Consider the following 25669-nt stretch of genomic DNA (forward strand, 5'->3'; position numbering starts at 1 on the left):
AGGTGTACAGATTTAGTTGTTTTCGTAGTACACGTAAGGTTTCTGAGGCGTGCGAGCAGCCTTGTAACCGTCTTGCAGTTCCTGGTCAATCTGCTTGTCCCACAGACGATAACGGCCTTCACGCTGCCGTGCTTCGGTATCCGCGTTCTGCTCTTTATACTGTTTAAGAAACTGGGTAATTTCGGATTCGAAATTCTTTGCCATAATACCTGTACGCCTAAATAAATTGGATAACAGAAAAGTTTGAGTTTACTGCACCGCACACCAGAGAGTTCGCCGCATGGCATCTGAACAGACCGAAGCCGCCAAACCGGCGACCATGTCCCCTCAAGAGCGTCGAGCCATACGCATTATTCCCTACATTGTGGGATGTGCATTATTCATGCAAATGCTGGACTCTACGGTTGTAGCCACTGCCCTGCCCACGATGGCCTTGTCGCTGGATACCAGCGTCATCCGCATGAATACCATCATTACCAGCTACCTGCTGGCCGTGGCGGTATTCGTTCCAATCAGTGGATGGGCTGCAGACCGCTTTGGTGCTCGCAAGGTGTTCCTGGCCGCCATTCTACTCTTTACCGCCAGTTCTGTTGCATGTGCCCTGTCCCAGACCCTGTCACAACTGATCATTTCCCGCGTGATACAAGGCATGGCCGGAGCCATGATGGTGCCGGTGGGACGCATTATCTTACTGCGGCGCGTCCCTAAAGATGAGCTTTTAAGCGCCATGGCGGTGCTGACCTTGCCTGCCTTGCTGGGCCCCATCATCGGCCCGCCCGTGGGTGGTTTTTTAGTCACGTACGCCAGCTGGCACTGGATTTTCCTGATCAACATCCCCGTTGGCATACTGGGCATTGCCCTGGTGCTGCGCTATATCCGCGAAGACTACCCCACAGAGCGCCCGCCCCTGGACTGGCTGGGCTTTATCTTGAGCGCCATCTGTCTGGCCACTCTGGTAACCAGCTTCGAGAACGTAGGCCATGGCACCCTGGGCTGGGATACCTTGGGCTGGCTGACACTGGCCGGTCTGGTCGCTGGCGCATGGTACGTCTGGCACTCCCGGCAAGTTGCCTACCCAATCATTGATTTGTCACTGCTGCGCACCAAAACCTTTGCCATTTCCGTGCTGGGCGGCAATCTGTGTCGTTTCTCACTAGGCGCTGCGCCCTTCCTTTTGGCCATCATGCTGCAAACCAACTTTGGCATGAGCGCATTATCAGCAGGCCTGATTACCTTCACCGGTGCCATTGGTGCCTTGGGCATGAAACTGGTGGCCCCACCCATCATCCGGCGTTACGGTTTTCGCAAAGTCCTGATCGTCAACGCCTGGCTGACGGGCCTGTTCATCGCCCTGTGCGCCATGTTCCAGGCCACCACGCCCATGTGGCTCATGATTGCCGTCCTGACCGCAGGCGGTTTTTTCCGCTCCCTGCAGTTCACCGCAGTCAACACCCTGACCTACGCCGACCTGGATTCTGAGGCCATGAGCCAGGCCAGCAGTTTTGCTGCCATGGCGCAGCAACTGGCTATCAGTCTGGGCGTAGCATGTGCGGCGGTAACGCTGAATGTCAGCATGGCATTGCGCGGAGCCAGCAGCGTGGAGACCCAGGATACGATCTGGGCCTTTCTGATTCTGGGTGCTATTACGGCCATCTCCAGCCTGTCTTTTGCCCGACTGTCAGCCAGCGATGGTGAGTCTTTGCAGAAGAAGTAGGCCAGCAAGACTGAAGGAGCAAGGCACGCAGCGGCTCAAGCTGCTGTCTTGCTCAAGCTGCGCTTACGCCGGCTTATCCTCATCCTCCAGCAACATCACCAGCTTGCAATCCGGCCGTATCGCCAGGCGAAAGGTAAATTGCTGAAAGCGGCGCACTCCCTGGCTGGGGTGCCGGAAATCCCGCAAGCCGCCCTCCCGCTCCACCACGGTCTGGCGTCCCCACCAGAAAGCGAATACCTGGCTTTGCTGCGCCAACTCCTGGATCAAAGCCTGTATATCGGCCTCGTCCGCATGGGCGCCTACGTCAGCGCGGAACTCGGCCACGACGCGGCTAGCGCGCTGCTCCCAGTCCACCACCAGCTCACGCGCTGCCGGGTCCAGGAAGATATAACGCAGCAGATTGGGCTGCTCGCTACGGTCGGGCCAGCCATCGAACAAACCCAACAAGGCTTCGTTTCGAGCCAGTACGTTCCAGCTGCGGTCCAGAATGTAGGCCGGGGCGGAGATGCTATCGACACATGCGCTCAAGCCTTGCGGCAAGGGTTGAATATCACCCTGCCAATGCTCGGGATCGGCGCAGTCAGCCAGTTCAAACAGATAGTGGCGCTCGGCCCGGGCCAGTTTCAGGACCGTTGCCAGGCGGGCGCAGACCGTGGGGGACACGGTAACGTCGCGACCCTGCTCGATCCAGGTGTACCAGGTGGTGCTGATATCGCACAGCTGCGCCACTTCTTCGCGACGCAAACCAGGAGTGCGACGGCGCACACCGGGGGCCAGCCCCAGGTCTACAGGCTGGATACGCTCGCGTGCATTACGCAAAAATCGTCCCAAAGCCTGACGCCGGGTTTGAGAGGCGCTCTCGGCGCCGCCCGGATTAGCCCCTGCTGGCCCCGTCGTTCCCATATCAGCCTAATACGCCCGACAAGCTGCGGCGTACGTCTTCTTCCGTACGACCACTGCGCTGGATATAGTCTTGCAACTGGTCTTCACCAATATTGCCCACGTTGAAGTACTTGGACTGCGGATGGCTGAAGTAGAAGCCCGACACACTGGAAGCCGGAATCATGGCGTAGCTGTCGGTGATGAACATCTCGATGTCTTCACACTGCAGGACACGGAACATATCGTGCTTGACCACGTGTTCCGGGCAGGCCGGATAGCCGGGTGCAGGACGAATGCCCTGGTATTTCTCGTCGATCAGCTCTTCGTTGGACAGGCGCTCGTCGGTGACATAGCCCCACAAGTCGGTACGTACGCGAGCATGCAGACATTCGGCAAAGCCCTCGGCAAAACGGTCGCCCAGTGCCTTGATCATCAAGTCCGAGTAATCGTCGCCGGCAGCCTGGAAGCGCTCGGACAGTTTGTCTACGCCAATCCCGCCAGTAACCGCAAACATGCCGATGTAATCGGCCACGCCGCTTTCTTTCGGAGCAATGTAGTCAGCCAGACACTTGCTATCCACGCCTTCACGCTTGACGCCTTGCTGGCGCAGGTTGCGCCAGGTGAACAGGACTTCGCTGCGTGATTCGTCCGAGTAGACCTCGATATCTTCGCCGTTGACGGTATTGGCAGGGTAGAACGCAATCACACCGTTTGCCGTCAACCAGCGTCCTTCAATGACTTTCTTCAACATGGCCTGCCCTTCGGCAAACAGCGTCTTGGCCTGCTCGCCCACCACCTTGTCTTCCAGAATGGCCGGATACTTGCCGAACAAGCTCCAAGTCTGGAAAAACGGCGTCCAATCGATGAACTGGGCAATATCGGCCAAGTCGTAGTTTTTGAAGGTGCGGCGGCCAATGAATTTAGGGCGTGGCGGCACGTAGGTGGACCAGTCGATGGCAGGCTTGTCTTCGCGCGCTTTTTCCAGCGAGATCAAAGGCGTGGCTTTACGATTGGCATGGCGCTGGCGCACTTGCTCGTATTCCTCGCGCACTTCAGCCAAAAACTCTTCCACATTGTCCGACACCAGTTGGGTAGCCACACCCACGCAGCGGCTGGCGTCCGGAGTATAGATAACCGGGCCGTCGTAATGCGGGGCGATCTTCACCGCCGTATGCACGCGGCTGGTGGTTGCGCCGCCAATCATCAGAGGAATATTGCGCTCACGGAAGTACGGGTCGCGCTGCATCTCGGAAGCGACATAGGCCATTTCCTCCAGGCTGGGAGTGATCAGGCCGGACAAACCCACAATATCGGCCTCCACTTCTTTGGCCTTGGCGAGGATCTCGGCACAAGGCACCATCACGCCCATATTGACCACTTCAAAGTTATTGCACTGCATCACCACGGACACAATGTTCTTGCCAATGTCATGGACGTCGCCCTTCACCGTGGCAATCACCATGCGGCCTTTGGAGCGCACATCACCACCTGCGGCCTCGATCTGGCGCTTTTCTTCTTCGATAAAGGGAATCAGGTGGGCCACGGCCTGTTTCATTACACGCGCGGATTTCACCACCTGCGGCAGGAACATCTTGCCCTGACCGAACAGGTCGCCCACCACGTTCATGCCGTCCATCAAAGGACCTTCAATCACGCTGATGGGGCGACCACCCTGGGCATCAATCTTCTGACGAACTTCTTCCGTATCTTCCACGATGAAGCTGGTAATGCCATGCACCAAAGAGTGGATCAGACGCTGCTCAACCGTAGTTTCGCGCCAGCTCAGGTCTTCCTCTTTCTTGGCGCCGGAGCCTTTGACGCTCTCGGCCATTTCCACCAGGCGTTCAGTGGGGGTGCGTTCGTCCGCCGGATCGGTTTTCCCTTTGGGCTCGGCCCGATTCAGGATCACGTCTTCGATCAAGTCGCGCAGATGCGGTTCAATATCGGCGTACACACCCAACTGACCGGCATTCACAATACCCATGGTCAGACCTTCCTGAATAGCGTAGTACAGGAAGACGGTGTGGATGGCCTCGCGCATGGCTTCGTTGCCACGGAAGGAGAAACTGACGTTGGAAATACCACCGGACAAACGTGCATGCGGCAGATTCTTGTGAATCCAGCCTACCCCGCGGATAAAGTCCAGACCGTAAGTCGCATGTTCGTCCATGCCGGTTGCAACAGCAAAGACGTTGGGGTCGAAAATAATATCCTCTGGCGGGAAGCCAACCTCATCAACCAGCAAGCGGTAGGCGCGTTCGCAAATTTCTACCCGACGCTCGTAACTATCGGCCTGACCTTGCTCGTCAAACGCCATCACAACAATGGCGGCACCGTATTTACGACACAGACGGGCATGTTCCAGGAAAGGCTCAATGCCCTCTTTCATGGAAATGGAGTTCACGATGGCCTTGCCTTGAACGCAACGCAAACCGGTTTCGATCACATCCCACTTGGAGCTGTCGATCATGATGGGCACGCGGGCAATATCCGGCTCGGAGGCAATCATGTTCAGGAAACGATGCATACAGGCTGCCGAGTCCAGCATGCCTTCGTCCATATTGATGTCGATAATCTGTGCACCGTTTTCCACCTGCTGACGGGCCACCGACAAGGCTTCTTCGTAGTTTTCTTGCTGAATCAGGCGCAAGAAAGCCTTGCTGCCCGTGACGTTGGTACGTTCACCCACGTTCACAAACAGGGTTTCTTCGTCAATATTCAGTGGTTCCAGACCCGACAAACGGGTTTTGACAGGAACTTCAGGAACAATGCGGGGAGGCAGCTTGCGGCACAGCTCGGCAATGGCGGCAATGTGCTCTGGCGTCGTGCCACAGCAGCCCCCCACCATATTCACCAAACCGGCTTGCGTGAACTCTTGCAGCAGGCTGGACGTATCGGCAGGTGTTTCATCAAAGCCGGTCTCCGCCATGGGGTTGGGCAAACCGGCGTTGGGGTAGACACACACATAGGTGTCACAAATCTTGGACAGCTCGGCCACGTAAGGGCGCATCAAGGCAGCGCCCAAGGCACAGTTCAGGCCAATCGTAATAGGACGGGCATGACGCATGGAGTTCCAGAAGGCCTCCACGGTCTGGCCAGACAAGATACGGCCCGAGGCATCCGTGACCGTGCCCGACACCATCACCGGAACGCGTTCACCGCGTTCATCAAAGACCGTTTCCAGAGCAAAAACAGCCGCCTTGGCATTCAACGTGTCAAAGACGGTTTCAATCAACAGAATATCGACGCCACCATCCAGCAAGGCTCGAACCTGCTCCGTATACGCTACACGCAGCTGCTCAAAGGTGACGTTACGAGCGGCCGGGTCATTCACATCCGGCGAAATAGAAGCCGTCTTGGGCTGCGGGCCCAAGGCACCAGCCACAAAACGCGGCCATTCAGGTGTACTGAAGGCATCGCGCGCCTGACAGGCCAGTTGGGCAGAAGCCAGGTTCAGGTCATAGCTGATGCCCTGCAAATCGTAGTCACCCTGGGCAATATCCGTCGCACCAAACGTGTTGGTGCTGATGACGTCGGCGCCGGCGGACAGATATTTCTCGTGAATTTCACGAATGATGTCAGGGCGTACCAGCGACAGCAATTCGTTATTGCCTTTGACGTCCTTATGGTGATTCGCGAAGCGCTCGCCCCGGAAATCGGCCTCGCCCAATTTGTAACGCTGAATCATGGTGCCCATTGCACCATCCAGAATCAGAATTTGCTGCCCCAAACGGCGCGCAAACTCGGTACCACGCGTATAGGCAGAGATCGGATAAGGCAAAGCAGGATAGGACACTAAAAGCTCCGTAACACGAAACGGGACGTTGACGGCATCTGACAGCAAGAGCCGCGAGAATGGTGGATTGGCGCCACAATTGTAGCGCTTTGTACAGCGAATCCACCCTAAACACTTAACCTTTGCCCCAGCGGCATGTAACATTTTCCGCTCGGAAAGAGGTGCTTTCCGGCCCATGTAGCCCTGGGCCTGGGAAAGTCAAATGGGAAACGTGAGCGGTTCCGCCCTGGAACTGCCAAACGTGCTGCCCCCGCAACGGTACCTGCTACGCGCAAAGCCCGACACCAGCCTGCTTCTCGACCCTGAATTCATGGCCGTCCCACGGTGGGCGGCTTCGCTTACTGATGTGCGGGGACGCACATCTCACAGGAATCTCCATGACACTACTGTCCATCAGACCTTTGATGGTCGCCCTGGCGGGCGCCCTGCCTTTGATCGCCACGGCCCAAACTGCCCCTGTCGCCAAACTGGATCAAATTGTTGTTACCCCTAGCCGCATGGCTCAGCCACTGAAAAACGTGGTGGGTGACGTGACGGTGATTGATCAGGAAACCTTGCAGAAAGCAGGTCAAAGCAGTGTGGCTGAAATTTTGCAGCGTCAGCCTGGGGTGGAGATTTACACCGAGGGCGGCCCTCAAACCGTTAGTGGGGTCTATTTACGCGGCACCAACCCACAACATACGCGCGTCATGATAGACGGTATGCGCATCAATAGTTCCACCAGTGGTTCGGTGAACTGGCAAGCCTTGGACCCAGCGTTAATCGAACGTATTGAAATTGTGCGTGGAGCAGGTAGCAGCCTGTATGGCGCAGATGCTATTGGTGGTGTCATTAACATCATCACCAAAAAAGGTGGCGGTGACCGTGCCTTGAGCGCCTGGGGGAATGTTGGCATTGGGTCGCAAGACACCTTCAAAGCGAGCGCCGGGTTTTCGGGTGCGTCTCAAGGTTGGGACTACAGCCTGGCCTCCAGCTACGGCACAAGCGATGGCTTTAATGCTACTAACCCACTTGCAGGTATTTACACCTACAACCCAGACAAAAACGGCTACACCCAACACGGGCTCAGCGGTTCCTTGGGTTACGAGTGGGCACAAGGCCAGCATCTGGGCCTAACCGCTATCAACAGCTACATGGACGGCCAGTTTGACAACGGGACGTTCACTTCCCGCACCCCTAGCACCCAAACACGTCAGCAAGCCTACGGCCTGACTAGCACGAACAAATTGACTGAACTGTGGACCAGCCGTCTAAGCGCCTCACTGAGCAAAGAGACGGTAGAAAACCGCGCCTATGCTGCTCGCTACTCCACACTGCAACGCCAATACAGCTGGCAGAATGACCTAATGTTTGCGCAAGGTCACACTGTCTCCTTGCTGGCCGAGCGTCTGGAAGAGCGCATGACACACACCTCCGTACACAATAATGACCAGCGCAACACCAACGCGTTTGCTCTGATTTACCGTGGAGATATTAATCAACACCACCTGCAAGCTAGCGTACGTAATGACAATATCAGCGGATATGGCCATAAAGTAACAGGTGGTCTGGGCTACGACCTGGATGTCACCAACAACTGGACAGTGGGTCTGGCCGCTAACACAGGTTTTCGTGCACCAACTTTTGCAGACCTCTACACCCCTTACGCGGCATATACGGTCGGTAGTTTTTCGGGCAACCCCAACCTCAAACCGGAAAAATCCCGCAACGTGGAAGGTCATATCCGCTACACGGATGACACCACTGAACTGGGTTTGGTGGTCTACCAAAACCGCATCAACGACCTGATCAATACCTATGCCTGTGATGCCAATTTCGACTGCACGACGACAAACACTGAAAAAGCACGTATCACTGGCCTGACCTTAACGGCTATGACACAACTGGGCGATACCACACTGAGCGCCAGTGCTGACTTCACTAACCCAAAAGATAGAAACACCGACAAGCAATTGGTGCGCCGTGCCAAGCAAAACTACAAAGTGGCCGTGGAGCAAAAGTTTGGAGCGCTGAAAACTGGGGCGGAATATTTATTCGCCTCACACCGCTTTGCAAACAGCGACAACACTGAACGCTTGGGCAGTTACGGCCTGTTGAACCTGACCGCCAGCTACCCGCTGACCTCCAGCTTGGAAGCCCAACTGCGTTGGAACAACGTGCTGGACAAGGACTACACCCTGGCTCGTCTGGGCTATAACAACGCCGGCTCCAGCGTGTTCCTGAACTTTGCCTGGCGCATGTAATCAGTAAAATCAGCTTTGCTTGATTTTGGCGCGGATCTGCACAAGAGCCGCGCCATTTACTTAAAGGCGCACGATGCCCTCTTTGCCTGCGACTTGTCGTCTTCAGCACTCAAAGCGCTCTGTCTGGAGCGGATTGGGGCTATGGGGTTTGCTTTGCCTGTTCGCCCTGCTTTTGGGATTGCCCATCTTGACGCAAGCGCAAGAGCAAGACCCGCTGCTGTCACAGGCGCAGTCTCAAGCACAGCCCGAGACACAGACACAGACACAGACACAGACACGCACAGAGCAAAGAACAAAGCAAAGCACTCAAGAAGTACAGAGCAAGCAGCAAGATAAAACGGTACAAAAAGCCGCGACAGGGCAAGCAGTCCAACCCCCACAAACTGTCGCTCCAGCCCGCGCGATTAGTCTGGCCCCTCACATCACTGAAATTCTGTTTGCCGCCGGTGCCCAAGAGCACTTGATCGCCGTAGACAGTTCCAGTGACTACCCGCCTGCCGCCAAGGATTTGCCCCGCATTGGGGACGCCTTGCGCGTAAACCCGGAACGGCTGCTGGAGCTAAAGCCTGATCAGGTCTGGGCCTGGCAAGCCAACCAGATCGGCCCTGAATTACAGCGCCAGCTACAGCAAACCCATATCAGCCTGATCTTTGCCGCCCCTGAAAAACTGGACGATATTCCCGCCTTTGTCCGTCTGGCTGGAGACAGCCTGGACACGGCGGAGGTCGCCGTGCCGATGGCTGCTTTGCTGGACAATCAGATTGCCGCCCTGCGCCAGAACAGCCGCTTGGGCGAGACGGTCAGCGTGTTTCTGGAAATCGGCTCCGAGCCGTTGTACACCTTGGCGCGCGATCCCTTGATTCAAGATGTGCTGACCACCTGCAAAGCGCAAAACATCTACGCTCGCCATGCTGCCGTCGCCCCCACCATCAGCCTGGAAGACGTGCTGCACAAGCGCCCGCAAGTGGTCATCATGGCCTACCGTGATCCGGCCCAACTACGCGCCCGCCACCTGTTCTGGGAAAAGCATCTGGGGCTAAGTCCCCACGCCTTGCTGAACCTGAACCCGGATGCGCTGTACCGCCCCGGCCCCAGGCTGATAGAGGCGACTCGCGAACTGTGCGAGCAACTGGATCGCTATCGAGCCCAGGTATCCTGAGCGGTTTTCTACTTCGGCTTAGAACTGATACTTCACCGCCAGCATCATGTTGCGCGGTTCGCCCCAGGTATAGGTGCTGTACCAGGAGAACATGGAGTAATAGCGCTTGTCGAACAAGTTATTGACGGTAAAAGTGGCCGACAAATTTTTGTTGAAGCGATAGCGCGCCATCGCATCTACCAGCCAGTACCCCGAGACAGTATGCCGCACCTTACCCGGCGATCCGGGTCGACTGACATCGCCCCAGGTCTTGCTTTGCCAACGTGCACCGCCGCCCAAGGTCAGGCCATTCAAGTCGCCCTCGAAATCGTAGGTGGTATAGATGTTGAACTGGTGTTCAGGCGATAGGGTCGACACCTTTTCACCATCGCGGCGCGACAGCTTGTAGGCATAGCCTGCATGCATCTGCCATTGCGGCGTTAGCTGACCGGCCACTTCCAGCTCTACGCCATGAGTACGCACACCTTGAGTGGCCTCATAAGCGATACCCCCCGACGGTGTGCGCCCCCCCGTTTCCTTGCCAAAGTTATCCTGACGCAGCTGGAAGTAAGCCAGGCTGGACGTCAAACGGCCGCCCATGAATTCGCCTTTGACACCGACCTCGTAGTTATCGCCTCGCAAGGGATCCAGAGTACGACCGCCCTCGTCTTGCAAATCTTGGGGCTGAAAGATATTGGTGTAGCTGGCATACACCGAGAAGTTGTCGTTCAGGTCATACACAGCGCCAAAGTAAGGCACCCATACACCCGTTTCACGCATATCCAGCTTGTTGTAGTTGGCATAGCGTGTACCCAGCAGCAGCTTCAAGTCATCGCGCAGGTTCAGGCGCGTGCTGACGTACAAACCATTTTCTCGTGTCACTTCACGATCATCGCCCAGATGCTTCCAGTTCATGCGCGGCCAGCGACCGTCCCATTCGTAGTAATTCGAGACATCGGTATTACTGTTTTCACCGTAAGACGCATTGGTCCAGCGACGGCGCGATACGCCGCCCCCAACCACCAACTCGTGCTCGCGTCCGAACAGTTCAAAGGGGCCGGTCGCATAGAAGTCAGCCGTGTTCGAGACCGTCTTGCCCACGTAGCGCCCGGACCATAGCGACACACCTTTTCCGGTCAAAGGATCAGGGTTACCAGCGGCCGCAGCCGCCAGCTCAGAGTCATAACCATTGACCAAGCGATTGAGCTGCACCTTGGCCATCCAGCCACTGTCGAACTCATGCTCCAAAGTGGCAAAGGCCGAACGGGTGTACTGGTTCCAGCGACTCCAGCGCGTACCGTTATTAAAGGAACGGTCCATCTCGTTGAAGTGGCCCTGCGCGTCATAAATCGGGATGCCCCCCCAGGTTGATCCTTTGGGATCGTTGTCCTGCAAATCTGCACCCAGGGTCAAGCGGGTATCCGGTGTCAGGTCTGCTTCAACGATGCCGTATAACACCAAAGTCTGACGCTGGTAGTGGTCCAAATGGCTCTTTTTGTCCTGATAGGCACCAACCAGACGGCCACGTAGCGAACCTGACTCGTTCAAAGGGCCGGAGAAATCCGCTTCACTGCGGTAATTGTTCCAGGAGCCCAAGCCCGCACTGGCATATCCCTGAAACTCGTGCGTCGGCTTTTTACGAATCATATTAATAGTCGCGCCTGGGGTCCCACTGCCAGTGAGCAAACCGGAGGCGCCTTTCAATACCTCGACACGATCGTAAATCGCTGTGTCCGTGAGCGAATGGCCTGCCGAGTATGGTGAATCGCGCAAGGTAGGGATGCCATCATATTGGAAGTTCTGGACACCAAAACCGCGTGCTTCGTAAACGGTACGCTCGCTGTCATAAGTAATGATGCTCAGGCCGGGTGTATGGCGCACAACGTCATCAATACTGGTCAGGTTGAAGTCGTCCATCTTCTTGCGTGTAGTCACGCTGATGGCCTGCGGCGTCTGACGCGGAGTCAGACGCAAACGGGTTGCCGTGGCAATCGTGCCCGCTGCATACGTGCCTGAACCTTCGGTAATGTCGCCCAGCGCATTGCGACGTACTTCAATACTGGCCAAAGACTGCACACTGGCGTCATCCGCCAAGGTGTCGCCATCGGGCAAGGCAATCAAGACATAGCCATGATCCCGGCTTTGCACCTGAAACGGCTGCCCAGCCAGCAAGGCGGCAAAGCCATCCTGCACGGAATACTGTCCCTGCAAGCGCGGAGCGCGCAAACCCTGCAATCGGGAGGAATCCATCACCAGCGCTACCCCGGCCTGTTGAGCGAACTGGCTCAAGCGGCTGGCCAGATCCCCGGCTTCCAGCGCGTAGGCTTGGGTTGTCTGGGCCGAGGCCGGCGCCACGCTCAGCATCAAGGCCCCTACAAAGGCTAAGCCCAGCAGGCGGCGGCAGGTATTGGGCATGAACGGCGTCTTCACAAGCGCCAAAGGCGGCGCATTCTTCGGGACCATGAAATCTCTCCTTCTTTGGCAAGGTCTATCTGTTAAAGACGCACGAGCTCAAAAAAGCGGCAATCAAGGCCTGAAATTAATCATCAATCCTTGGTCTGACATGTTCTGCACCTGCAATCGGGGATACAAGTCCTTTAGCAAAGCCAGAGCCGACAAGGGCTTGTCTGCAGGCAAGACAGCGCTGACCGTCAAACCTTCCATACCTTGCGGATTGATCTGTGTTTTGCCGGAGTACTGGCGGGTGATCTGCTCCAGAGCCTGCGTCAAAGGCACATGTTCCAGAAGCAACTGCCGCTGATCCCAAGTGCGCATGACACGGCTTACATCGGTCTGGCGGTTCGCCCCCAGGCCTTGCGCATTAATTTGTACCTGATCGCCGGGCCCCAACTCGCGAGCGGCTTGCGGGCCCTGGGGGCGCGGATAAGCCAGCACCCGAGACGACAGTACCGTCAACAGCGTGCCTTGCGGCTGTTCCTGCACAATAAATTCAGTTCCCAAGGCTTGCGATACCGCCTGGCTGCTCAAGACCCGCAAGGGTCGATCCGGCTGCTTGATCACCACCACCCGGACCTGCCCTTCCAGCAGCTCAATATCCCGGTACTGCTTGCTATACAAAATCTTGACCTGTGATGCTCCGGCCAACTCCAAACGAGTGCCATCCTCCAGCACCACAATGCGCCATTCTCCGGCAGCGGTCTGTACGGACTGATTGGACCAGGGCAATACAAAGACCAGAATCGGCAAAATAAACACCACAGCCCAGAGCAGCAGCATCATGCCCTGACGCCAATCACGCAACAGCTTGGGACGCGCCGACAATCCTGCATCCAGCGCACTACGGCCAGGGGTGGTATTGGCCTGTACCGCCAGTTTTCTGACTCTGCCCAAGACCGCTTCCATACCTGCGGCCGCCGCTTCGTGACGCGGGTCCTGCGCACGCCAGGCCATGAATTCGGCTTGGGCCTGTTCGGTGAATTGTTCGGGATCAGACAAGAGCACAACCCATTGGGCGGCCTGTCGCTCTATCTCCTCGTTGGACATGGGGCTCAAGCTGGAATCAAGGTCTGAACATGGAGCAAAGCCTGCACCAGATCATTACGCACAGTGCGTTCGCTAACCCCCAAGCTCTTGGCCACGCTTGATTGCGTTTCCCCATCCAGATAGCAGCTCAGGAACACCATGCGAGCCCGCGCGGGCAACTCGTCCAAAGCCTGAGCCAACAAGGCCAGCGCCTCCAGGGTTTGGGCGCACTGCTCTGCCGAGGGTGCTTGCGCCCCTTCGGCCAAGGTCGCCTCCAAGGCTTCCAGATAGGCTTGCTCAACCGCCATGCGTCGGCTGCGATCAATTAACAGCCTTCTGGCCGTGGCAGCCAAAAACGCACGAGGATGACGTAAATGATGAACGGTAGAGGGGGCCAACAGCAGACGCACAAAGGTGTCCTGAACCAGATCTTCCGCCGTAAAGCTGCAATGCAGACGCGCGCGCAACCACCGCAACAACCAGCTACGGTGATCTTGATAGAAATCTCCCATCCCTATGGGCGCTGACGGATAGTCCATAGACCCTGATTAAACTAATCAATAATCATTCTCATTCCAAAATTATGACATGAAAAGACGGGGATTCTGATTGCGAGCGTCGCAAGCGTCGTCTGCTCACGACAGATCATCGATGAAAACAACTGTTCGCCCTGCAGGGCCGTAAAAAAAAGAAGTGCGTTCAGGCTGCAATCAAAAAGGCGGGCATAGCTATAAAGCCATGCCCGCCCAACGATCTCTGCACAGATCATTGCCGCGGCGCCGGGTTACGCCCCGAATGTCAGGGGCATCTGCCAAGCTCTTACATCACAAAAGAAGGCAGTGTCAGCACGGCATGAGTGGGTTGGTAGCGAAAGCCTTCTACATCGTTCAGACGGGCTTTGGCACGACGGGACAGATGCTTGAGGACTTGGCTGCGCTCCACGGTAGGCAGTGTGGACAGTGCATTTTCAATGGTGCGACCGGACAGGTCATTAAGTGCGTAAGCAAACTCGCGAGCGCCGTGGGTTTGCAGCAGCTCCAGCAGGTAGCCTTGACGCTGGCGGGATGCGGCCAGGCGCAGAGCGTCTTGCAGAGCGTTGTTGTGTGGGGCGGAACGAAACAGGTTGAGGCGGAACATAGCATTCTCCTTCGGACACAGGGGTCCAGAAAGAGTGCTCACCTCATCAGAGGGAGCCGCTTTGTGGTCCAGTGTCCAATTGACTGGTCATTAAGGAGGCTTGTCCTTTACAGGAACAAAGCCATAAAGAAGGATCAGGGTCCATTTACTTTTAAACGTGAGTAGTTAAAAAAGAAGGTGCAACGGTTTTTGCACCAACAGTATTTTCGCATCTGAGTGTGGGCTTGTCTGCCAGGCATTGGCACACTTTCCATCGCCTTGCAGACATCAAATTTATACTTAGGGATATGTCTCCTGAGCCGTCCTCACAAGCACTCAGCCCTGCCCGACCTTCCTGCGCCAGGGCCAGTAAGAACACGGACTCAGGTGCAGGAAACCGGCCATTTCATTAGAAGTGATGCGTCACACCCAAAGCCACACGGCTGCTACGCGGTTCGCTGGCACTGGCTGCCGTTTCCATATCAAAGCGACGTCCTTGAGCCGCAAAGGCATAGACGCTGGTGCGGGGCGACAAGGCATGCACGTAGCCCACAGACATCACCTGAATGCGACGTGCGCGCTCATCGGTATCCTCCCAGGTCCAGTTCGGACGGCCCAAAGACCATTGCAGCTGGAACTCGCCCTTGCCTACAGGAATCGCCGTGCCCACATACCAGGTGTCCAGTCGGCCACCGTTGATGAACTCCGCCGGGCCCAAGCCTTCCAAGCCCTTGTCTTGCAGATGGGCAGGACCATCATCACCATTCAGGCCCACAAAGCCATTGCTCTGACGGCTCCAGCCAGCTGCAAGACGGGCTACCTCAAAGTCATAGCTCGCACCCAATTGCCAGGCCGTAGGACGATGGGACTCGACACGACTCAAGCTCTCGTAACTGGCCCCCAACAGCCAGGGGCCGTCCTCGTAGCGCAAAGCGAGGCTATAGAGTTTGCTGCGAGACCCTCCCAGGCCCTGCTCGCCCACATCCGCGCTATAGCTGGCGCCTAACTGCATACCCGCCCATTCCGGGCTGCGCCAGCTGAACTGATTGGAGATCTGGTAGTTGTCCGAGGCACGCATCAAAGCGCCCATACCAAAGTCTTTCCAGGAACCCACTTCAATGGCAGAGACAAATTCCTGGCCCACGGTGTACTGGCGCCCAAAACGCAGCTCACCCCAGTTATCACTGCCCAGACCCAGCCAGGCCTGATAGTTGAACAGACGCTCGGAATCCTCGGCCCGGCCTGTAGCCAGATCAATACCGCTTTCCAGATTGAAGGTGGCACGCAGCCCATCGCCCAGATCCTCATGGCCGCGAATCCCCCACAGCGAGTCCGTCTGCCCACCGCTTAACACGTCGCGCTGCGAGCCTTCGCCGCTCACGCGAGTCCAACCCAAACCGGCATCCAAAGTGCCATAGAGCTGCACCGAGGTTTCAGCATGGCTGTGGCTGGGCATCATCAGCGCTCCTGCAAGACCAAACAGGGCCACGCCAGCTGCCAAAGAAGCGGCTTTGCCCAATTGAAAAGGACTGCACTCCAGCACACGACGCCAGCCGCAGGCCACAGGAACAGGTTCACGCATCAGAACTCCTAACAAGGTTTGATTACCCGTCGCCACCACCACACCTTGTGCGGTCCCGGCCACAACCCGGTCGCCCATGGCGCAAGTATCGGGTGCGGCCTGCAAAATGGCGCGGTTCAGAATCAGGTGATCCTGATGGATCAAGCGCAGATCCGCCGGCACGTAATCACCGGCAGACAACAGCACGATATCGCCAGTCACGAGCATACGAGCCGGCACGCGGGACTGGTGATCCCGTGCCAGATCGTACATGGTCAAATCGCGGCGCACCTGACAGGTTTGTTTTTTCATGGTCTGGACCACTTGGGTCAGATCAGCGGGGCTGGAACGCAGTACCCGTACTTGATTGGGGCCGTTCTGTATCAGACGGCGCAACACTTCATCAAAGGCCAGGCCATGGCGCTGGGTATTCAAGGCTTGCAGCACCTGTGGCACGCTGCGGGTGGCGTAGTAGCTCAGCGCACAGTGGGCGCGGCGTACCAGACGCACCGGGCTCTGGTGTACGACGGCGCTGTGATCGGGATGGAAAAACCGGCTTGCATTCATGGGTACCTCTACACATTGGTGCAGGGACGGCCACCCCGCTCTGAAAGGTTAGGGATGTGTTTACCGTCGCAGTGGAAAGACAAAAATCGCGAATTGATTCGGGTAGGAGTTAGCGCCTAACCGGGCCAGCACACAGCACTCCCCCTTAACGCAACGCGCCCGATTTCTTGATTGTCCAGATCGGTACCGCCGTCAACACCAACACGGTCACCAACTGCACCCACATGGTGCCCTCCCAAGATAACTCGGGCATGACATGGAAGTTCTGACCGTACCAGTTGATCAGGGCTGTACCGGGCACCAGCAAGGCCCACAGCACCGTAAAGACCTTGGTCACGTTCAGGTCGCTCATGGCCACGGACTCTCCGGCGGCACGCCAATGAAAACGCTGGCGTTCAATGGCGAAATGAGCACGGCGCTGCATGCCTTCAATGGCGGCAATCAGCTCGTCCACTCGGCTCAACTCCAGGCTTTTTTCCTGATACACCCAGCGGCGCAAGCGTTGTGCGGCCTGCTCCAGATCGTCAATGGAATGCATCACATGAGACAGCGGTTTGTGCAGGGTTGCCATATGACTGTCCAGAGCAATCATGTCCTCGGCACCGCGCGAATAGTCCGTGCCGACATTGGACAGAAAGCCGCGCAAGGACAGGGTCGAGACACTCAGGCCCTGATCAATACGGTCCAGCACTTGCGAGGTCTGCGCCAGCAATTGATACAGCAAAGTCAAAGCCAGGGCATGGGAGCTGGCCAAGGACATTTCCTGGGCACTCAAGCGCTCCAGAGCCTGGCCGGGACGCAGCAGACGATGGCCAGTTTCCACGGTATACAAAGGCTGATCGTCCTGCCCCAAACACCAGATCAGGTCAGACACCTGCATCTGTTCGTCACTCACACGCACACAGCGTATGCGTGTGGCCATCCCCAGGCTAGCCTGGGCTTGTGGCAGCAAATCCACGCGATACAACTTGCCCAGATCTTCCAGCGCCTGACGGTCAGGGGCCTGCAAGCGCCGCCAGGAAGCCATATCCTTGAAACGGGCCGTCATCGCATCCACCCTTTACGCTTTACATAGGCCAAGGGAGCCAAGGCAAATACGGCGGTCATGCCCATGACCAGCCACTCGCCACCGATAATTTCCAGCTCGGGCATATTGGCAAAGTTCTGGCCGTAAAACGCCGCGATCAGCGTAGGCGGCAAGAACACTGCAGTAACCACTGTAAAGACCTTGATCACCTGGTTCTGCTTCAAATCCAGCGTGGTCATCAAGGACTGCTGCAAGTTGCGGATCTTGTTGTGCTGAAAGCGGGCATAACGACGCAAGCTTTGAATGTCGGAGAGCAACATGGACAGGTTCTCTGCGCTTTCGCCACCGGGCGTACGACGCAGCCAACGGCCTGCGCGAGCCAGCATCAATTGCCCTTCCACGGTTTTGGCGACCAACTCCTCGGCCTCTCCCAGACCGATGGCGGTACTGGCAATATCCGCCACCCCGGCCTGACGGCCGGAGGTATCAAAGCCGCCACTGGCTGCCGCCACCGTATCGCTGCGTTCGTCCAGACGCCCGGCAATATCGGAAATCGTGGCACGAGCCTGGTCGTTCAGAGCCTGCAGGATCATGAACAGAATTGAAGCGGGACTGGGCACGGCGTGCCCGGCCTCTACCCTGGCGTTCAACTGCTGGCTGACACGCTCCAAGGTATCAACCCGCACGTCCTGCTCCACGCTGATCAGGCGGTCCTTGCTCAAGACGAACAGCAGGCTGGTTTCGCGGTACTGCTGGCCCTGACGTATCACCATCTCCACGGGAATCAGAATAAAGCCCGCTTCTTCCGCGGCAGCACGGCCCCGTTTGACGCTCAGGTCCAGGCCCAGTTTGGCTTGCGCCTCGGCCAGTTCATCGTGCCGGCTGGCCGACAGCTGCAACCATGCCGTTTTTTGCCCGCGCTTGTCGCTCAGGCTGGACACCACCGCGCCCCCCTGTTTTTTTTCAGTCATGGCTTAGTCCTCGCTTTGTACCTGTTCCGCTTCCGGGGAAACCATGTAGTGGCCATACAAATGCAGACCGGCAAAACTGCCCAGAATCAGGATGTACAGCACCACCACCGCAATCATGATTTCGCGCTCGATATGCGCGGTGCGTGGGCGGTTGGCACGCGCCCGGTCAATGGCCTGACGGCGCTGCTGGACGGCCGCGTTGGAGTCCGACTGCAGGCTCAAGTCTTCATTCCAGACCAGTCCGCGTAATTTATCCGAGCCTGCCGTTGCCACCTCGGTACTGCTTTTCAGTGTGTTCAACATACGAAATTCTTCCCATTCATTTAAGTATCAAAGGCAGCGCGCTCTAGCGCAGCCAGCCCCGGTGTTTCACATAGATCAGCGGCAACATGGAGAACAAGGCGGTGGAAATAATCCCCACTATCTCGGCGTGCTCCCATTGCAGAATCGGCATATAGGCAAAGTTCATGCTGTAGTAGGTTGAAATCAGCATGGCGGGCAGGAACACGGCGGTCACCACCGAGAACACTTTCACAATCTGGTTCTGCTTCACGTTCAGCGCCATATTGTTGGTGGTCTGCAAAAGGCGGACGCGGTCGTGCACAAAGTTCACCTGCTTTTCCACGGCCTCGATGTCGTCGATCAGGGTATGAAAAACAGGCTTCAGTTTTTCCTGATCTGCGGGTAAACGCGCCAGGGCATGACGAGCAGCCATGGCCAGCTGCAATTGGCTTTCCAGGCAGTCGGACAAGAGTTCTTCTACTTCGCTCAAATCCATCTGGGTGGAGACCACATCACTGACGCCAAAGTCCCGGTCCTTGGTTTCCAGGCTGTTGAGCACGGCGTTGGTCTGAGTCAGCACCTTGCCCAGATCGTGGCTCAGGGAGTCCAGCAGTTCATCGGTGGCATCGTTAATGGATTGCAAAATCACCGCAAAGCTTTCAAAGGCGTCGTTCTCCCGACCATCACGCTGCAAGCGCTGCAGGGCCTGGGCCAGTGGCTTGGGGCTGGGATCAGGTTCAATGGACACCAAGGCTTCGCGGCTCAGGATGAACACCACACGGCTGGCTTTCTTCTGACCCTTGTCCACGTTCAGAAACGTCACAGGCACAAAGCTGAAGGGGCCTTCCTGTGTGGGACTGTTCTGCAAGGTCTGTGGAATTTCCACGCCCAGCTTTTTACGAAGGCCACTGATCTGCTCGGTGGCATGGATGCTGATGCGCATCCAGTTATTGGGCTGGCCGTCGTTGCCAAAGAGCGGCGGCGTTTTACCTTGGTCCGTCATTGTTGATCTCCATCAGAACGGGTCTCTTGGGTGCTGGACGCATCGGGCGACGGCGTCGTGGTACCCATGTAAAAGCTGGAATGCGAGCCGGAGGTAGAACTGGTCCGGGTTTCCAGGTGCGAGTTGCTGAAAAACAGCCAGCTCACCACCACAATCAAAATGCCCCACGAAGACAGCAGCATGGAAAAGGACAGACGCTCGTAGCGCGACCAACGCTTGCGACCCTTGAGCGGTGCAACACTGGGGCGACGCGCCGAGCGGGTCCAGACCTGGGCGGCCAGCGAGTTGTCCTGATACGGTTTGCTGCTCAAGGAAGAGGGAATGGTTTGCGGCATAGCACTCTTTTGGGTTGATGAAAGCCACAGCAGCCGTCCATGACGGTGCGAACCCCGCATGGGCTGGTCTGCTGTGACAGGTTGAACAGAAAAAGGGTAGGGTCCAGTGCTCAAGAGCGCTGGGGCTGGCGATACTCACGCAGCCAGTCCTGCGTGCCGTAGCGGTGCGGGAACAGGGTGAACAGGCTGGGCGACGGGCCATGAGTGCGGCGGCGACCCAAATGCCCTACTCGCACGCCGGTATGCATGGCGTTGTAGACCTGACTGCGATCAAACTCGGGAAGCATGGCCAGAACATCGGCGCGGACACGAGCCGAAAGCTCGGGCAAGGCCTGGGCAAAAGCCAGGGTGCCGTGCGAGGCCAGCAAGTCGCACACGGCGACAGGGCGGTAAGTGGCGACAGCCATACGCAAAGCGCGCTGCAAGCTATCGTGAGGGCGGGAAAACAGCATGAGATTCTCCTGGGCACACGGCCACAGAAGCGCCCCACACGTCTTAGACCGTGAAGAACCTGGAGCCGGTGCTCAATTCGCAATGGGGTTTCATGCGGACATGAAACGCGGGGCGCAACGCAAATGTGCGTCTTTCAGATTCAGGGTCAGGGCCCAAGAACGTGCTCCTTTAACAATCAAACAATGCCAATCGAACTCAAGCCCCAGGTACATCAGCACCTGAGGCTTGTGTCCGAGCGATAAAACAGAAAGAACGGATGAAATCTACGGATCCCTCAATAAAAATCCCGTTCTTGAGGAACAACAGAATTTTCGCATCGCAACCCTGGCAGGGCCAGCCTGCATTGGGGCCTTGCGCATGGCCTTAAACATAAGGCGAATATGCCAAGGTATATATTTGCCACAGCCACAGGCCAATCGCGCTCGCATCCGTGGCCAGCCCCCTGCCCGAGCCAAATCCCTATCGCACACCAGCAAGCCGGCATACGGGTTTTCCTGCGGGCACCGGCCAAATGGATTATTCTTGCAGTGTTTGCCCTGCAAAAAACCAATTCTTTATCCGTCAACAAAGACGGATGCGCAACAAAGCACCACCATGACCCAAACAGTGAACAACGATCCCTTTATCCTGGCCGGAACCAGCTACCAATCCCGGCTATTGGTAGGCACCGGTAAATACAAAGATTTTGATGAAACTCGTCAGGCTATTGAAGCCAGCGGCGCTGAAATTGTGACGGTGGCCATTCGCCGCACCAATATCGGCCAGAACGCCAACGAGCCCAATCTGCTCGATTACCTGCCCCCCTCCAAATACACCCTGCTGCCCAACACCGCGGGTTGCTATACCGCCGAGGACGCCGTGCGTACCTTGCGTCTGGCCCGCGAACTGCTGGACGGCCACAAACTGGTCAAACTGGAAGTGCTGGGCGACTCCGGCAATCTGTTCCCCAATATGCCCGAAACCTTGAAAGCCGCCAAAACCCTGGTGGATGAAGGCTTTGATGTGATGGTGTATTGCGCCGACGACCCTATCCAGGCTCGTATGCTGGAAGACATTGGCTGTGTCGCCATCATGCCCCTGGCCTCCCTGATCGGTTCGGGCATGGGCATCATCAACCCCTGGAACCTGCGCCTGATCATCGATCAGAGCAAGGTGCCTGTGCTGGTCGATGCCGGTGTCGGTACAGCCTCGGATGCGGCCATTGCCATGGAACTGGGCTGTGATGGTGTCCTGATGAACACCGCCATTGCCGGTGCCCGCCAGCCTGTGATGATGGCCAGCGCCATGAACCTGGCTGTACAAGCCGGTCGTCAGGCTTATCTGGCTGGCCGTGTGCCCCGCAAATACTACGATGCCGACCCCAGCTCCCCCACCGAAGGGCTGATTCACTCCCGTACCTGATTGAGACATGATTCCCAACACGCTGACCATTGCCGGGGTTGACCCCTCCGGCGGCGCCGGTATTCTGGCTGATGTCAAAGCCATGAGCGCCCTGGGTGCTTATGCCACCGCTGTGATTGCCGCTTTGACGGCACAAAATACTCAAGGGGTAACCGGTATCAGCCCGGTTCCTGCCGACTTTGTGCGCCAGCAGATTGATACGCTGTTTGCCGATGTGCGCATTGATGGTGTCAAGATCGGCATGTTGGGCCAGGAGGCCGTCACCACCGTGGTGGCCGAGCGCATGGCTCACTTCAAACCCAGGCATCTGGTGCTGGACCCGGTAATGATCGCCAAAAGCGGCGATCATCTGCTGGAAAAATCGGCCGTCCATGCCCTGCGTGAACAGTTAGTGCCCCAGTGCACCATGATCACGCCCAATCTGCCCGAAGCCGGTGTCCTGCTGGACGCCCGCCCGGTAGAAACCGTCAAGGAAATGCGTCAGGCTGCCGAGCGTCTGCGTCGCCTGATGAATCACAGCGATCAACGCTGGGTCTTCCTGAAAGGCGGTCACCTGCCCGGTTCGGACTGCATAGACCTGCTGCACGATGGCGACAAGATGATCGAAATGCCCGCCAAACGTATTGATACTGCCAATACGCACGGCACCGGCTGCACCTTGTCGGCTGCGCTGGCCGCCCTGCTACCCCAATACAGCAATGTGCCTGACGCTGCTCTGGCTGCCAAAAAGTACTTGTACGAAGCCATTGCCCGTTCGGGTGAACTGACAGTGGGCAGCGGACATGGTCCGGTGCATCACTTCCATAAACTGTGGCCATCGTCCTGATACGTGCCGTTTGATCGGGCCGCTTGGAGGCCCTTGTCTTATGTCTACACTTGGAATTATTGTCGCCATGCGCGAAGAGCTGGAGATTGTGCTGGAGCGCTTGCAAGAGCCCCAGACCATCCAGCGCGCCGGCATGGATTTTCATCGCGGCAGCTATCTGGGCAAGCCCGTTGTGGCCGTGGTTTGCGGCGTGGGCAAGGTCAACGCCGCCGCCTGCACCCAGATGCTGATCTCGGAATTTGCCGTGGGCAGCATTATCAATATCGGCATTGCGGGTGCGGTTGAGCCCAGCATCCGGCCGGGCGATATCGTCATTGCCGATACCCTGGTCCAGCACGATGTGGAACTGAAAGCCCTGGGTCTGGCGCCGGGACAGGTTTTCCGTCTGGATGCCTTCGATTTCCCCGCCGATCCCGCCCTGCTGACCGTGGCTCAAACCGCCGCCCAGCAGATCGAAGGCCATCAGGTCCACACGGGCCGAATTGTTACCGGCGACCAATTTATCGCATGTAACGATAAAATACAGTGGTTAAGCGCCACCTTCAACGCTTTAGCCTGCGAAATGGAAAGTGGCGCCATTGCCCAGGTGTGCTATCTGAACAAGGTACCTTTTGTCTGCATACGCAGTATTTCAGACAATGCCAACAGTGAAGCGCACATGGATTTTGATACCTTCTTGCCCATTGCCGTCAACAACGCCAGCACCTTGCTCCATGCAATGGTGCCGTCCTGCTAAGCCCAACTGCGCATCTTTATCGATGTGCTGGCTTATAATCGGCTCTTTGCCAAGCCTTTAGTTTTCTGGAAGCTATGAACCATTTTGCGCTGTCTGAACTCGAACGTGCCCGTTACTACATGGTGGAACAACAAATCCGTCCCTGGAACGTATCCGACGAAAAAGTGCTGCAAGCATTGGTCGAGGTCCAGCGCGAACGCTTTGTTCCCTCGTCCTTGCGCCCTTCGGCCTTTTCGGACACCGAGCTGCCACTGATCATCAATGCCGTGGACACGCATGAGACCATGCTCTCGCCCAAAGTCGAAGCCCGTCTGACTCAAGAGCTGCTGCTGCAGCCTAGCGACGGTGTGCTCGAAATTGGTACCGGCTCGGGCTACCAGGCTGCTTTGCTGGCTCACCTGTCCCAACAAGTTACCTCCATCGAAATTGACAGCAAACTGGCCGCTTTCGCCCAGGAAAACCTGCAGCGCAACAATGTGCGCAACGTCAAGGTTGAAGTGGGTGACGCGCACGCAGGCTGGGGCACCACCGAGTACGACGCCATTCTGGTCACCGGCTCCGTGCCCACCATTCCTGATGCTTTGAAGTACCAGCTCTGTATCGGCGGTCGTCTGGTTGTAGTGGTCGGTCAAAACCCGGTCATGACGGCTGTACGTATTACTCGCACCAGCGCGGCCAGCTTCGAGACTACACCCCTGTTCGACACCTGGATCAAACCGTTGCGCGGCACCGCCGTTTCGCAATTCCGCTTTTAAGCACATATGCGGTTCATGACTCCCTTGCGCCTGGCATTGCTTTCGCTGCTTGCCTTAAGTAGCACCGCCCAGTCGCAAGATCTGCTGCAGGCCTGGAACCAGGCCCTGGCACATGAACCGCAGTTTGGCGCTGCGCAAGCTGCGCATCAAGCCGATCAGGAACAAGTACCCCAAAGCCGGGCACAACTGTTGCCGCAGATAAGCGCCATCGGCACAGCCGAACTACAAGAGCGGCGTCAAACCAGCAAGCTGTCCAATCAGCATTCCAGTGACCGAGCTGCCTGGACCTTGACGCTGAGCCAACCCGTGTACAACCGTAATGCCTGGGCCCGTTACGAACGTGCCCAATTACTGGCGCAGGGTGCGGATATTCAGCTGACGCTGGATCGGCAAGATTTGATGCTGCGCGTCAGCCAAAGCTATTTTGATGTGCTGGCTGCGCAAGATACGCTGTCTACCCTGAAAGCCCAGCAAGCCGCCATTGACGAGCAATTACGTGCTGCTGATCAGAACTTTCAGCTGGGTGGCACCACGATTACCGATACCTACGAAGCCAAATCGCGCCTGGACCTGACCCGGGCTGGCGTCTTGCAGGCTGAAAATGCCCTGCAAGTGGCTCAGGACAAGCTGGCTGCGCTGACGCTGGAGCGTTATGACACGCTGGCGCGCCTGCGCGAGCCTTTGCGTCTTCCCGCCCCGCAGCCTGCGAATTTGCAAGACTGGCTGGATCAGTCCAGCCAATCCGGCTTGACCGTGGCACTGGCTGATATCAAGGCCCGTGCTGCCGAAGAGCAGTTGAAAAGCACCCAGGCCCTGCACGAGCCCACCCTGGCCCTGAAAGCCCAAACCGGCAGCGGTAGCGACCAGACTCTGTTTGGCCAAGCGGGCGGTGGCCCACGTTCGCTGAACAGCGCTTTAGGTCTGGAGTTAAGCATCCCGATTTTCCGTGGTGGTGAAACCAGCTCGCAAGTACGCGAACAAAGCTCGCGCCTGCAACAGGCCCGCTACGATCATCAGTTCGCTATTCAGCAATCCATCCAGCAGACGCGCCAGTACTTCTCTGGCGTCACCACAGGTCTGGTCCGTGTGCAGGCACTGGAAGCAGCCACCAAATCCAGTCAGGACGCCCTGGAGGCCAACAAGCTGGCTTACGAGGTCGGTGTACGTGTAAACATCGATGTACTCAATGCCCAACAGCAGTTGTATGAAGCGCAACGCAGCTTGGCCCAAGCGCGTTACGAAGTTCTGATGAACAGCCTGCGCCTGAAAGCAGCCAGCGGCACCTTGAACGAAAACGATCTGCGTGCTGTCAACGATCTGCTTGAACCGGCGTCCTGAAGCCTGCGCTGGCAAAAAATACAGGCTAGGCACCGCAATCTG

Annotated in this window: 22 protein-coding genes and 1 riboswitch; of the genes, 8 read left to right on the plus strand and 14 right to left on the minus strand. The window is 57.1% G+C overall.

What is annotated here, in order from left to right; all coding sequences use genetic code 11:
• Positions 1-12 precede the first annotated feature (12 nt).
• Positions 13-204 carry a DUF3460 family protein gene (locus NBV64_RS16405; RefSeq protein ID WP_009458738.1) on the minus strand — a complete coding sequence of 64 codons (192 nt, stop codon included), beginning with the start codon at positions 202-204 and terminating at the stop codon, positions 13-15.
• Positions 205-280: 76 nt separating this feature from the next.
• Here NBV64_RS16405 and NBV64_RS16410 point away from each other — a divergent pair, with 76 nt between their 5' ends.
• Positions 281-1714, plus strand: a complete 1434-nt coding sequence (locus NBV64_RS16410; RefSeq protein WP_035270372.1) for a DHA2 family efflux MFS transporter permease subunit — start codon at positions 281-283, stop codon at positions 1712-1714.
• Positions 1715-1777: 63 nt separating this feature from the next.
• Here the strand turns inward: NBV64_RS16410 and NBV64_RS16415 are convergent, their stop codons facing one another.
• Both NBV64_RS16415 and metH read right to left on the minus strand, forming a co-directional pair.
• On the minus strand, positions 1778-2617 hold the full coding sequence (locus tag NBV64_RS16415) for a helix-turn-helix transcriptional regulator (protein WP_239054688.1): 840 nt from the start codon (positions 2615-2617) through the stop codon (positions 1778-1780).
• A gap of 1 nt (position 2618) precedes the next feature.
• Entirely contained in the window at positions 2619-6392 is a 3774-nt protein-coding gene (gene metH / locus NBV64_RS16420; RefSeq protein ID WP_022983630.1) for a methionine synthase, read from the minus strand.
• Between the two features lie 142 nt (positions 6393-6534).
• A riboswitch (cobalamin riboswitch) is annotated at positions 6535-6699 on the plus strand.
• A gap of 70 nt (positions 6700-6769) precedes the next feature.
• Between metH and NBV64_RS16425 the strand changes: the two genes are divergently transcribed.
• Positions 6770-8635: a TonB-dependent receptor domain-containing protein gene (locus tag NBV64_RS16425; protein WP_239054690.1), complete on the plus strand. Its 1866-nt coding sequence runs from the start codon at positions 6770-6772 to the stop codon at positions 8633-8635.
• A 187-nt stretch (positions 8636-8822) separates the two neighbouring features.
• Complete coding sequence (locus NBV64_RS16430; RefSeq protein WP_250756157.1) at positions 8823-9794, plus strand: ABC transporter substrate-binding protein; 972 nt, start codon at positions 8823-8825, stop codon at positions 9792-9794.
• A gap of 18 nt (positions 9795-9812) precedes the next feature.
• Here NBV64_RS16430 and NBV64_RS16435 read toward each other — a convergent pair whose 3' ends face one another.
• The 11 genes from NBV64_RS16435 to NBV64_RS16485 form a co-directional block, all read right to left on the minus strand.
• A complete protein-coding gene (locus NBV64_RS16435) occupies positions 9813-12236 on the minus strand; it encodes a TonB-dependent siderophore receptor (protein ID WP_250756158.1) in 2424 nt (807 codons plus the stop codon).
• A 63-nt stretch (positions 12237-12299) separates the two neighbouring features.
• Positions 12300-13277 (minus strand): FecR family protein, encoded by a 978-nt coding sequence (locus NBV64_RS16440; protein WP_250756159.1) that lies wholly within the window; start codon positions 13275-13277, stop codon positions 12300-12302.
• A 5-nt stretch (positions 13278-13282) separates the two neighbouring features.
• Entirely contained in the window at positions 13283-13795 is a 513-nt protein-coding gene (locus tag NBV64_RS16445; RefSeq protein WP_250756160.1) for a sigma-70 family RNA polymerase sigma factor, read from the minus strand.
• A gap of 280 nt (positions 13796-14075) precedes the next feature.
• Positions 14076-14393, minus strand: coding sequence for a hypothetical protein (locus tag NBV64_RS16450; protein ID WP_009458715.1), 318 nt, complete (start codon positions 14391-14393; stop codon positions 14076-14078).
• A gap of 388 nt (positions 14394-14781) precedes the next feature.
• Positions 14782-16500, minus strand: coding sequence for a porin (locus NBV64_RS16455; RefSeq protein ID WP_250756161.1), 1719 nt, complete (start codon positions 16498-16500; stop codon positions 14782-14784).
• A gap of 145 nt (positions 16501-16645) precedes the next feature.
• Complete coding sequence (locus NBV64_RS16460) at positions 16646-17548, minus strand: CorA family divalent cation transporter (protein WP_250756162.1); 903 nt, start codon at positions 17546-17548, stop codon at positions 16646-16648.
• Entirely contained in the window at positions 17545-18498 is a 954-nt protein-coding gene (locus NBV64_RS16465; protein WP_250756163.1) for a magnesium transporter CorA family protein, read from the minus strand. Before NBV64_RS16465 ends, NBV64_RS16460 begins: the two co-directional genes overlap by 4 nt.
• Positions 18499-18501: 3 nt before the next feature.
• Positions 18502-18801, minus strand: coding sequence for a hypothetical protein (locus NBV64_RS16470; protein WP_009458709.1), 300 nt, complete (start codon positions 18799-18801; stop codon positions 18502-18504).
• Between the two features lie 43 nt (positions 18802-18844).
• Positions 18845-19783, minus strand: a complete 939-nt coding sequence (locus NBV64_RS16475; RefSeq protein WP_009458707.1) for a CorA family divalent cation transporter — start codon at positions 19781-19783, stop codon at positions 18845-18847.
• Positions 19780-20118 carry a hypothetical protein gene (locus NBV64_RS16480; RefSeq protein ID WP_179136473.1) on the minus strand — a complete coding sequence of 113 codons (339 nt, stop codon included), beginning with the start codon at positions 20116-20118 and terminating at the stop codon, positions 19780-19782. The genes NBV64_RS16475 and NBV64_RS16480 overlap by 4 nt, the downstream gene beginning before the upstream one ends.
• Before the next feature lie 110 nt (positions 20119-20228).
• Positions 20229-20570 carry a hypothetical protein gene (locus tag NBV64_RS16485; RefSeq protein ID WP_009458705.1) on the minus strand — a complete coding sequence of 114 codons (342 nt, stop codon included), beginning with the start codon at positions 20568-20570 and terminating at the stop codon, positions 20229-20231.
• Positions 20571-21165: 595 nt separating this feature from the next.
• On the opposite strand from NBV64_RS16485, the gene NBV64_RS16490 reads away from it, so the two are divergent.
• The 5 genes from NBV64_RS16490 to NBV64_RS16510 all read left to right on the plus strand — a co-directional run bounded on the left by NBV64_RS16490 (position 21166) and on the right by NBV64_RS16510 (position 25627).
• A complete protein-coding gene (locus NBV64_RS16490) occupies positions 21166-21972 on the plus strand; it encodes a thiazole synthase (protein ID WP_009458704.1) in 807 nt (268 codons plus the stop codon).
• Between the two features lie 7 nt (positions 21973-21979).
• Positions 21980-22798, plus strand: coding sequence for a bifunctional hydroxymethylpyrimidine kinase/phosphomethylpyrimidine kinase (thiD, locus tag NBV64_RS16495; protein WP_022983636.1), 819 nt, complete (start codon positions 21980-21982; stop codon positions 22796-22798).
• A gap of 40 nt (positions 22799-22838) precedes the next feature.
• Positions 22839-23534: a 5'-methylthioadenosine/adenosylhomocysteine nucleosidase gene (locus NBV64_RS16500; RefSeq protein ID WP_250756164.1), complete on the plus strand. Its 696-nt coding sequence runs from the start codon at positions 22839-22841 to the stop codon at positions 23532-23534.
• Positions 23535-23608: 74 nt separating this feature from the next.
• Complete coding sequence (locus NBV64_RS16505; protein WP_009458702.1) at positions 23609-24289, plus strand: protein-L-isoaspartate O-methyltransferase family protein; 681 nt, start codon at positions 23609-23611, stop codon at positions 24287-24289.
• A 15-nt stretch (positions 24290-24304) separates the two neighbouring features.
• Positions 24305-25627: a TolC family outer membrane protein gene (locus NBV64_RS16510; protein ID WP_088452020.1), complete on the plus strand. Its 1323-nt coding sequence runs from the start codon at positions 24305-24307 to the stop codon at positions 25625-25627.
• The last annotated feature ends 42 nt before the right edge of the window (positions 25628-25669 follow it).

The sequence above is a fragment of the Alcaligenes sp. DN25 genome, assembly GCF_023674485.1.
Taxonomy (GTDB): domain Bacteria; phylum Pseudomonadota; class Gammaproteobacteria; order Burkholderiales; family Burkholderiaceae_B; genus Alcaligenes; species Alcaligenes phenolicus.

Excerpts from the sequence above, each read along its gene's own strand:
- NBV64_RS16405 (WP_009458738.1), bottom strand. The coding sequence starts at position 204 with ATGGCAAAGAATTTCGAATCCGAAATTACCCAGTTTCTTAAACAGTAT.
- NBV64_RS16410 (WP_035270372.1), top strand. The coding sequence starts at position 281 with ATGGCATCTGAACAGACCGAAGCCGCCAAACCGGCGACCATGTCCCCT.
- NBV64_RS16415 (WP_239054688.1), bottom strand. The coding sequence starts at position 2,617 with ATGGGAACGACGGGGCCAGCAGGGGCTAATCCGGGCGGCGCCGAGAGC.
- NBV64_RS16425 (WP_239054690.1), top strand. The coding sequence starts at position 6,770 with ATGACACTACTGTCCATCAGACCTTTGATGGTCGCCCTGGCGGGCGCC.
- NBV64_RS16435 (WP_250756158.1), bottom strand. The coding sequence starts at position 12,236 with ATGGTCCCGAAGAATGCGCCGCCTTTGGCGCTTGTGAAGACGCCGTTC.
- NBV64_RS16440 (WP_250756159.1), bottom strand. The coding sequence starts at position 13,277 with ATGTCCAACGAGGAGATAGAGCGACAGGCCGCCCAATGGGTTGTGCTC.
- NBV64_RS16445 (WP_250756160.1), bottom strand. The coding sequence starts at position 13,795 with ATGGACTATCCGTCAGCGCCCATAGGGATGGGAGATTTCTATCAAGAT.
- NBV64_RS16450 (WP_009458715.1), bottom strand. The coding sequence starts at position 14,393 with ATGTTCCGCCTCAACCTGTTTCGTTCCGCCCCACACAACAACGCTCTG.
- NBV64_RS16455 (WP_250756161.1), bottom strand. The coding sequence starts at position 16,500 with ATGAATGCAAGCCGGTTTTTCCATCCCGATCACAGCGCCGTCGTACAC.
- NBV64_RS16460 (WP_250756162.1), bottom strand. The coding sequence starts at position 17,548 with ATGACGGCCCGTTTCAAGGATATGGCTTCCTGGCGGCGCTTGCAGGCC.
- NBV64_RS16465 (WP_250756163.1), bottom strand. The coding sequence starts at position 18,498 with ATGACTGAAAAAAAACAGGGGGGCGCGGTGGTGTCCAGCCTGAGCGAC.
- NBV64_RS16470 (WP_009458709.1), bottom strand. The coding sequence starts at position 18,801 with ATGTTGAACACACTGAAAAGCAGTACCGAGGTGGCAACGGCAGGCTCG.
- NBV64_RS16475 (WP_009458707.1), bottom strand. The coding sequence starts at position 19,783 with ATGACGGACCAAGGTAAAACGCCGCCGCTCTTTGGCAACGACGGCCAG.
- NBV64_RS16480 (WP_179136473.1), bottom strand. The coding sequence starts at position 20,118 with ATGCCGCAAACCATTCCCTCTTCCTTGAGCAGCAAACCGTATCAGGAC.
- NBV64_RS16485 (WP_009458705.1), bottom strand. The coding sequence starts at position 20,570 with ATGCTGTTTTCCCGCCCTCACGATAGCTTGCAGCGCGCTTTGCGTATG.
- NBV64_RS16490 (WP_009458704.1), top strand. The coding sequence starts at position 21,166 with ATGACCCAAACAGTGAACAACGATCCCTTTATCCTGGCCGGAACCAGC.
- thiD (WP_022983636.1), top strand. The coding sequence starts at position 21,980 with ATGATTCCCAACACGCTGACCATTGCCGGGGTTGACCCCTCCGGCGGC.
- NBV64_RS16500 (WP_250756164.1), top strand. The coding sequence starts at position 22,839 with ATGTCTACACTTGGAATTATTGTCGCCATGCGCGAAGAGCTGGAGATT.
- NBV64_RS16505 (WP_009458702.1), top strand. The coding sequence starts at position 23,609 with ATGAACCATTTTGCGCTGTCTGAACTCGAACGTGCCCGTTACTACATG.
- NBV64_RS16510 (WP_088452020.1), top strand. The coding sequence starts at position 24,305 with ATGACTCCCTTGCGCCTGGCATTGCTTTCGCTGCTTGCCTTAAGTAGC.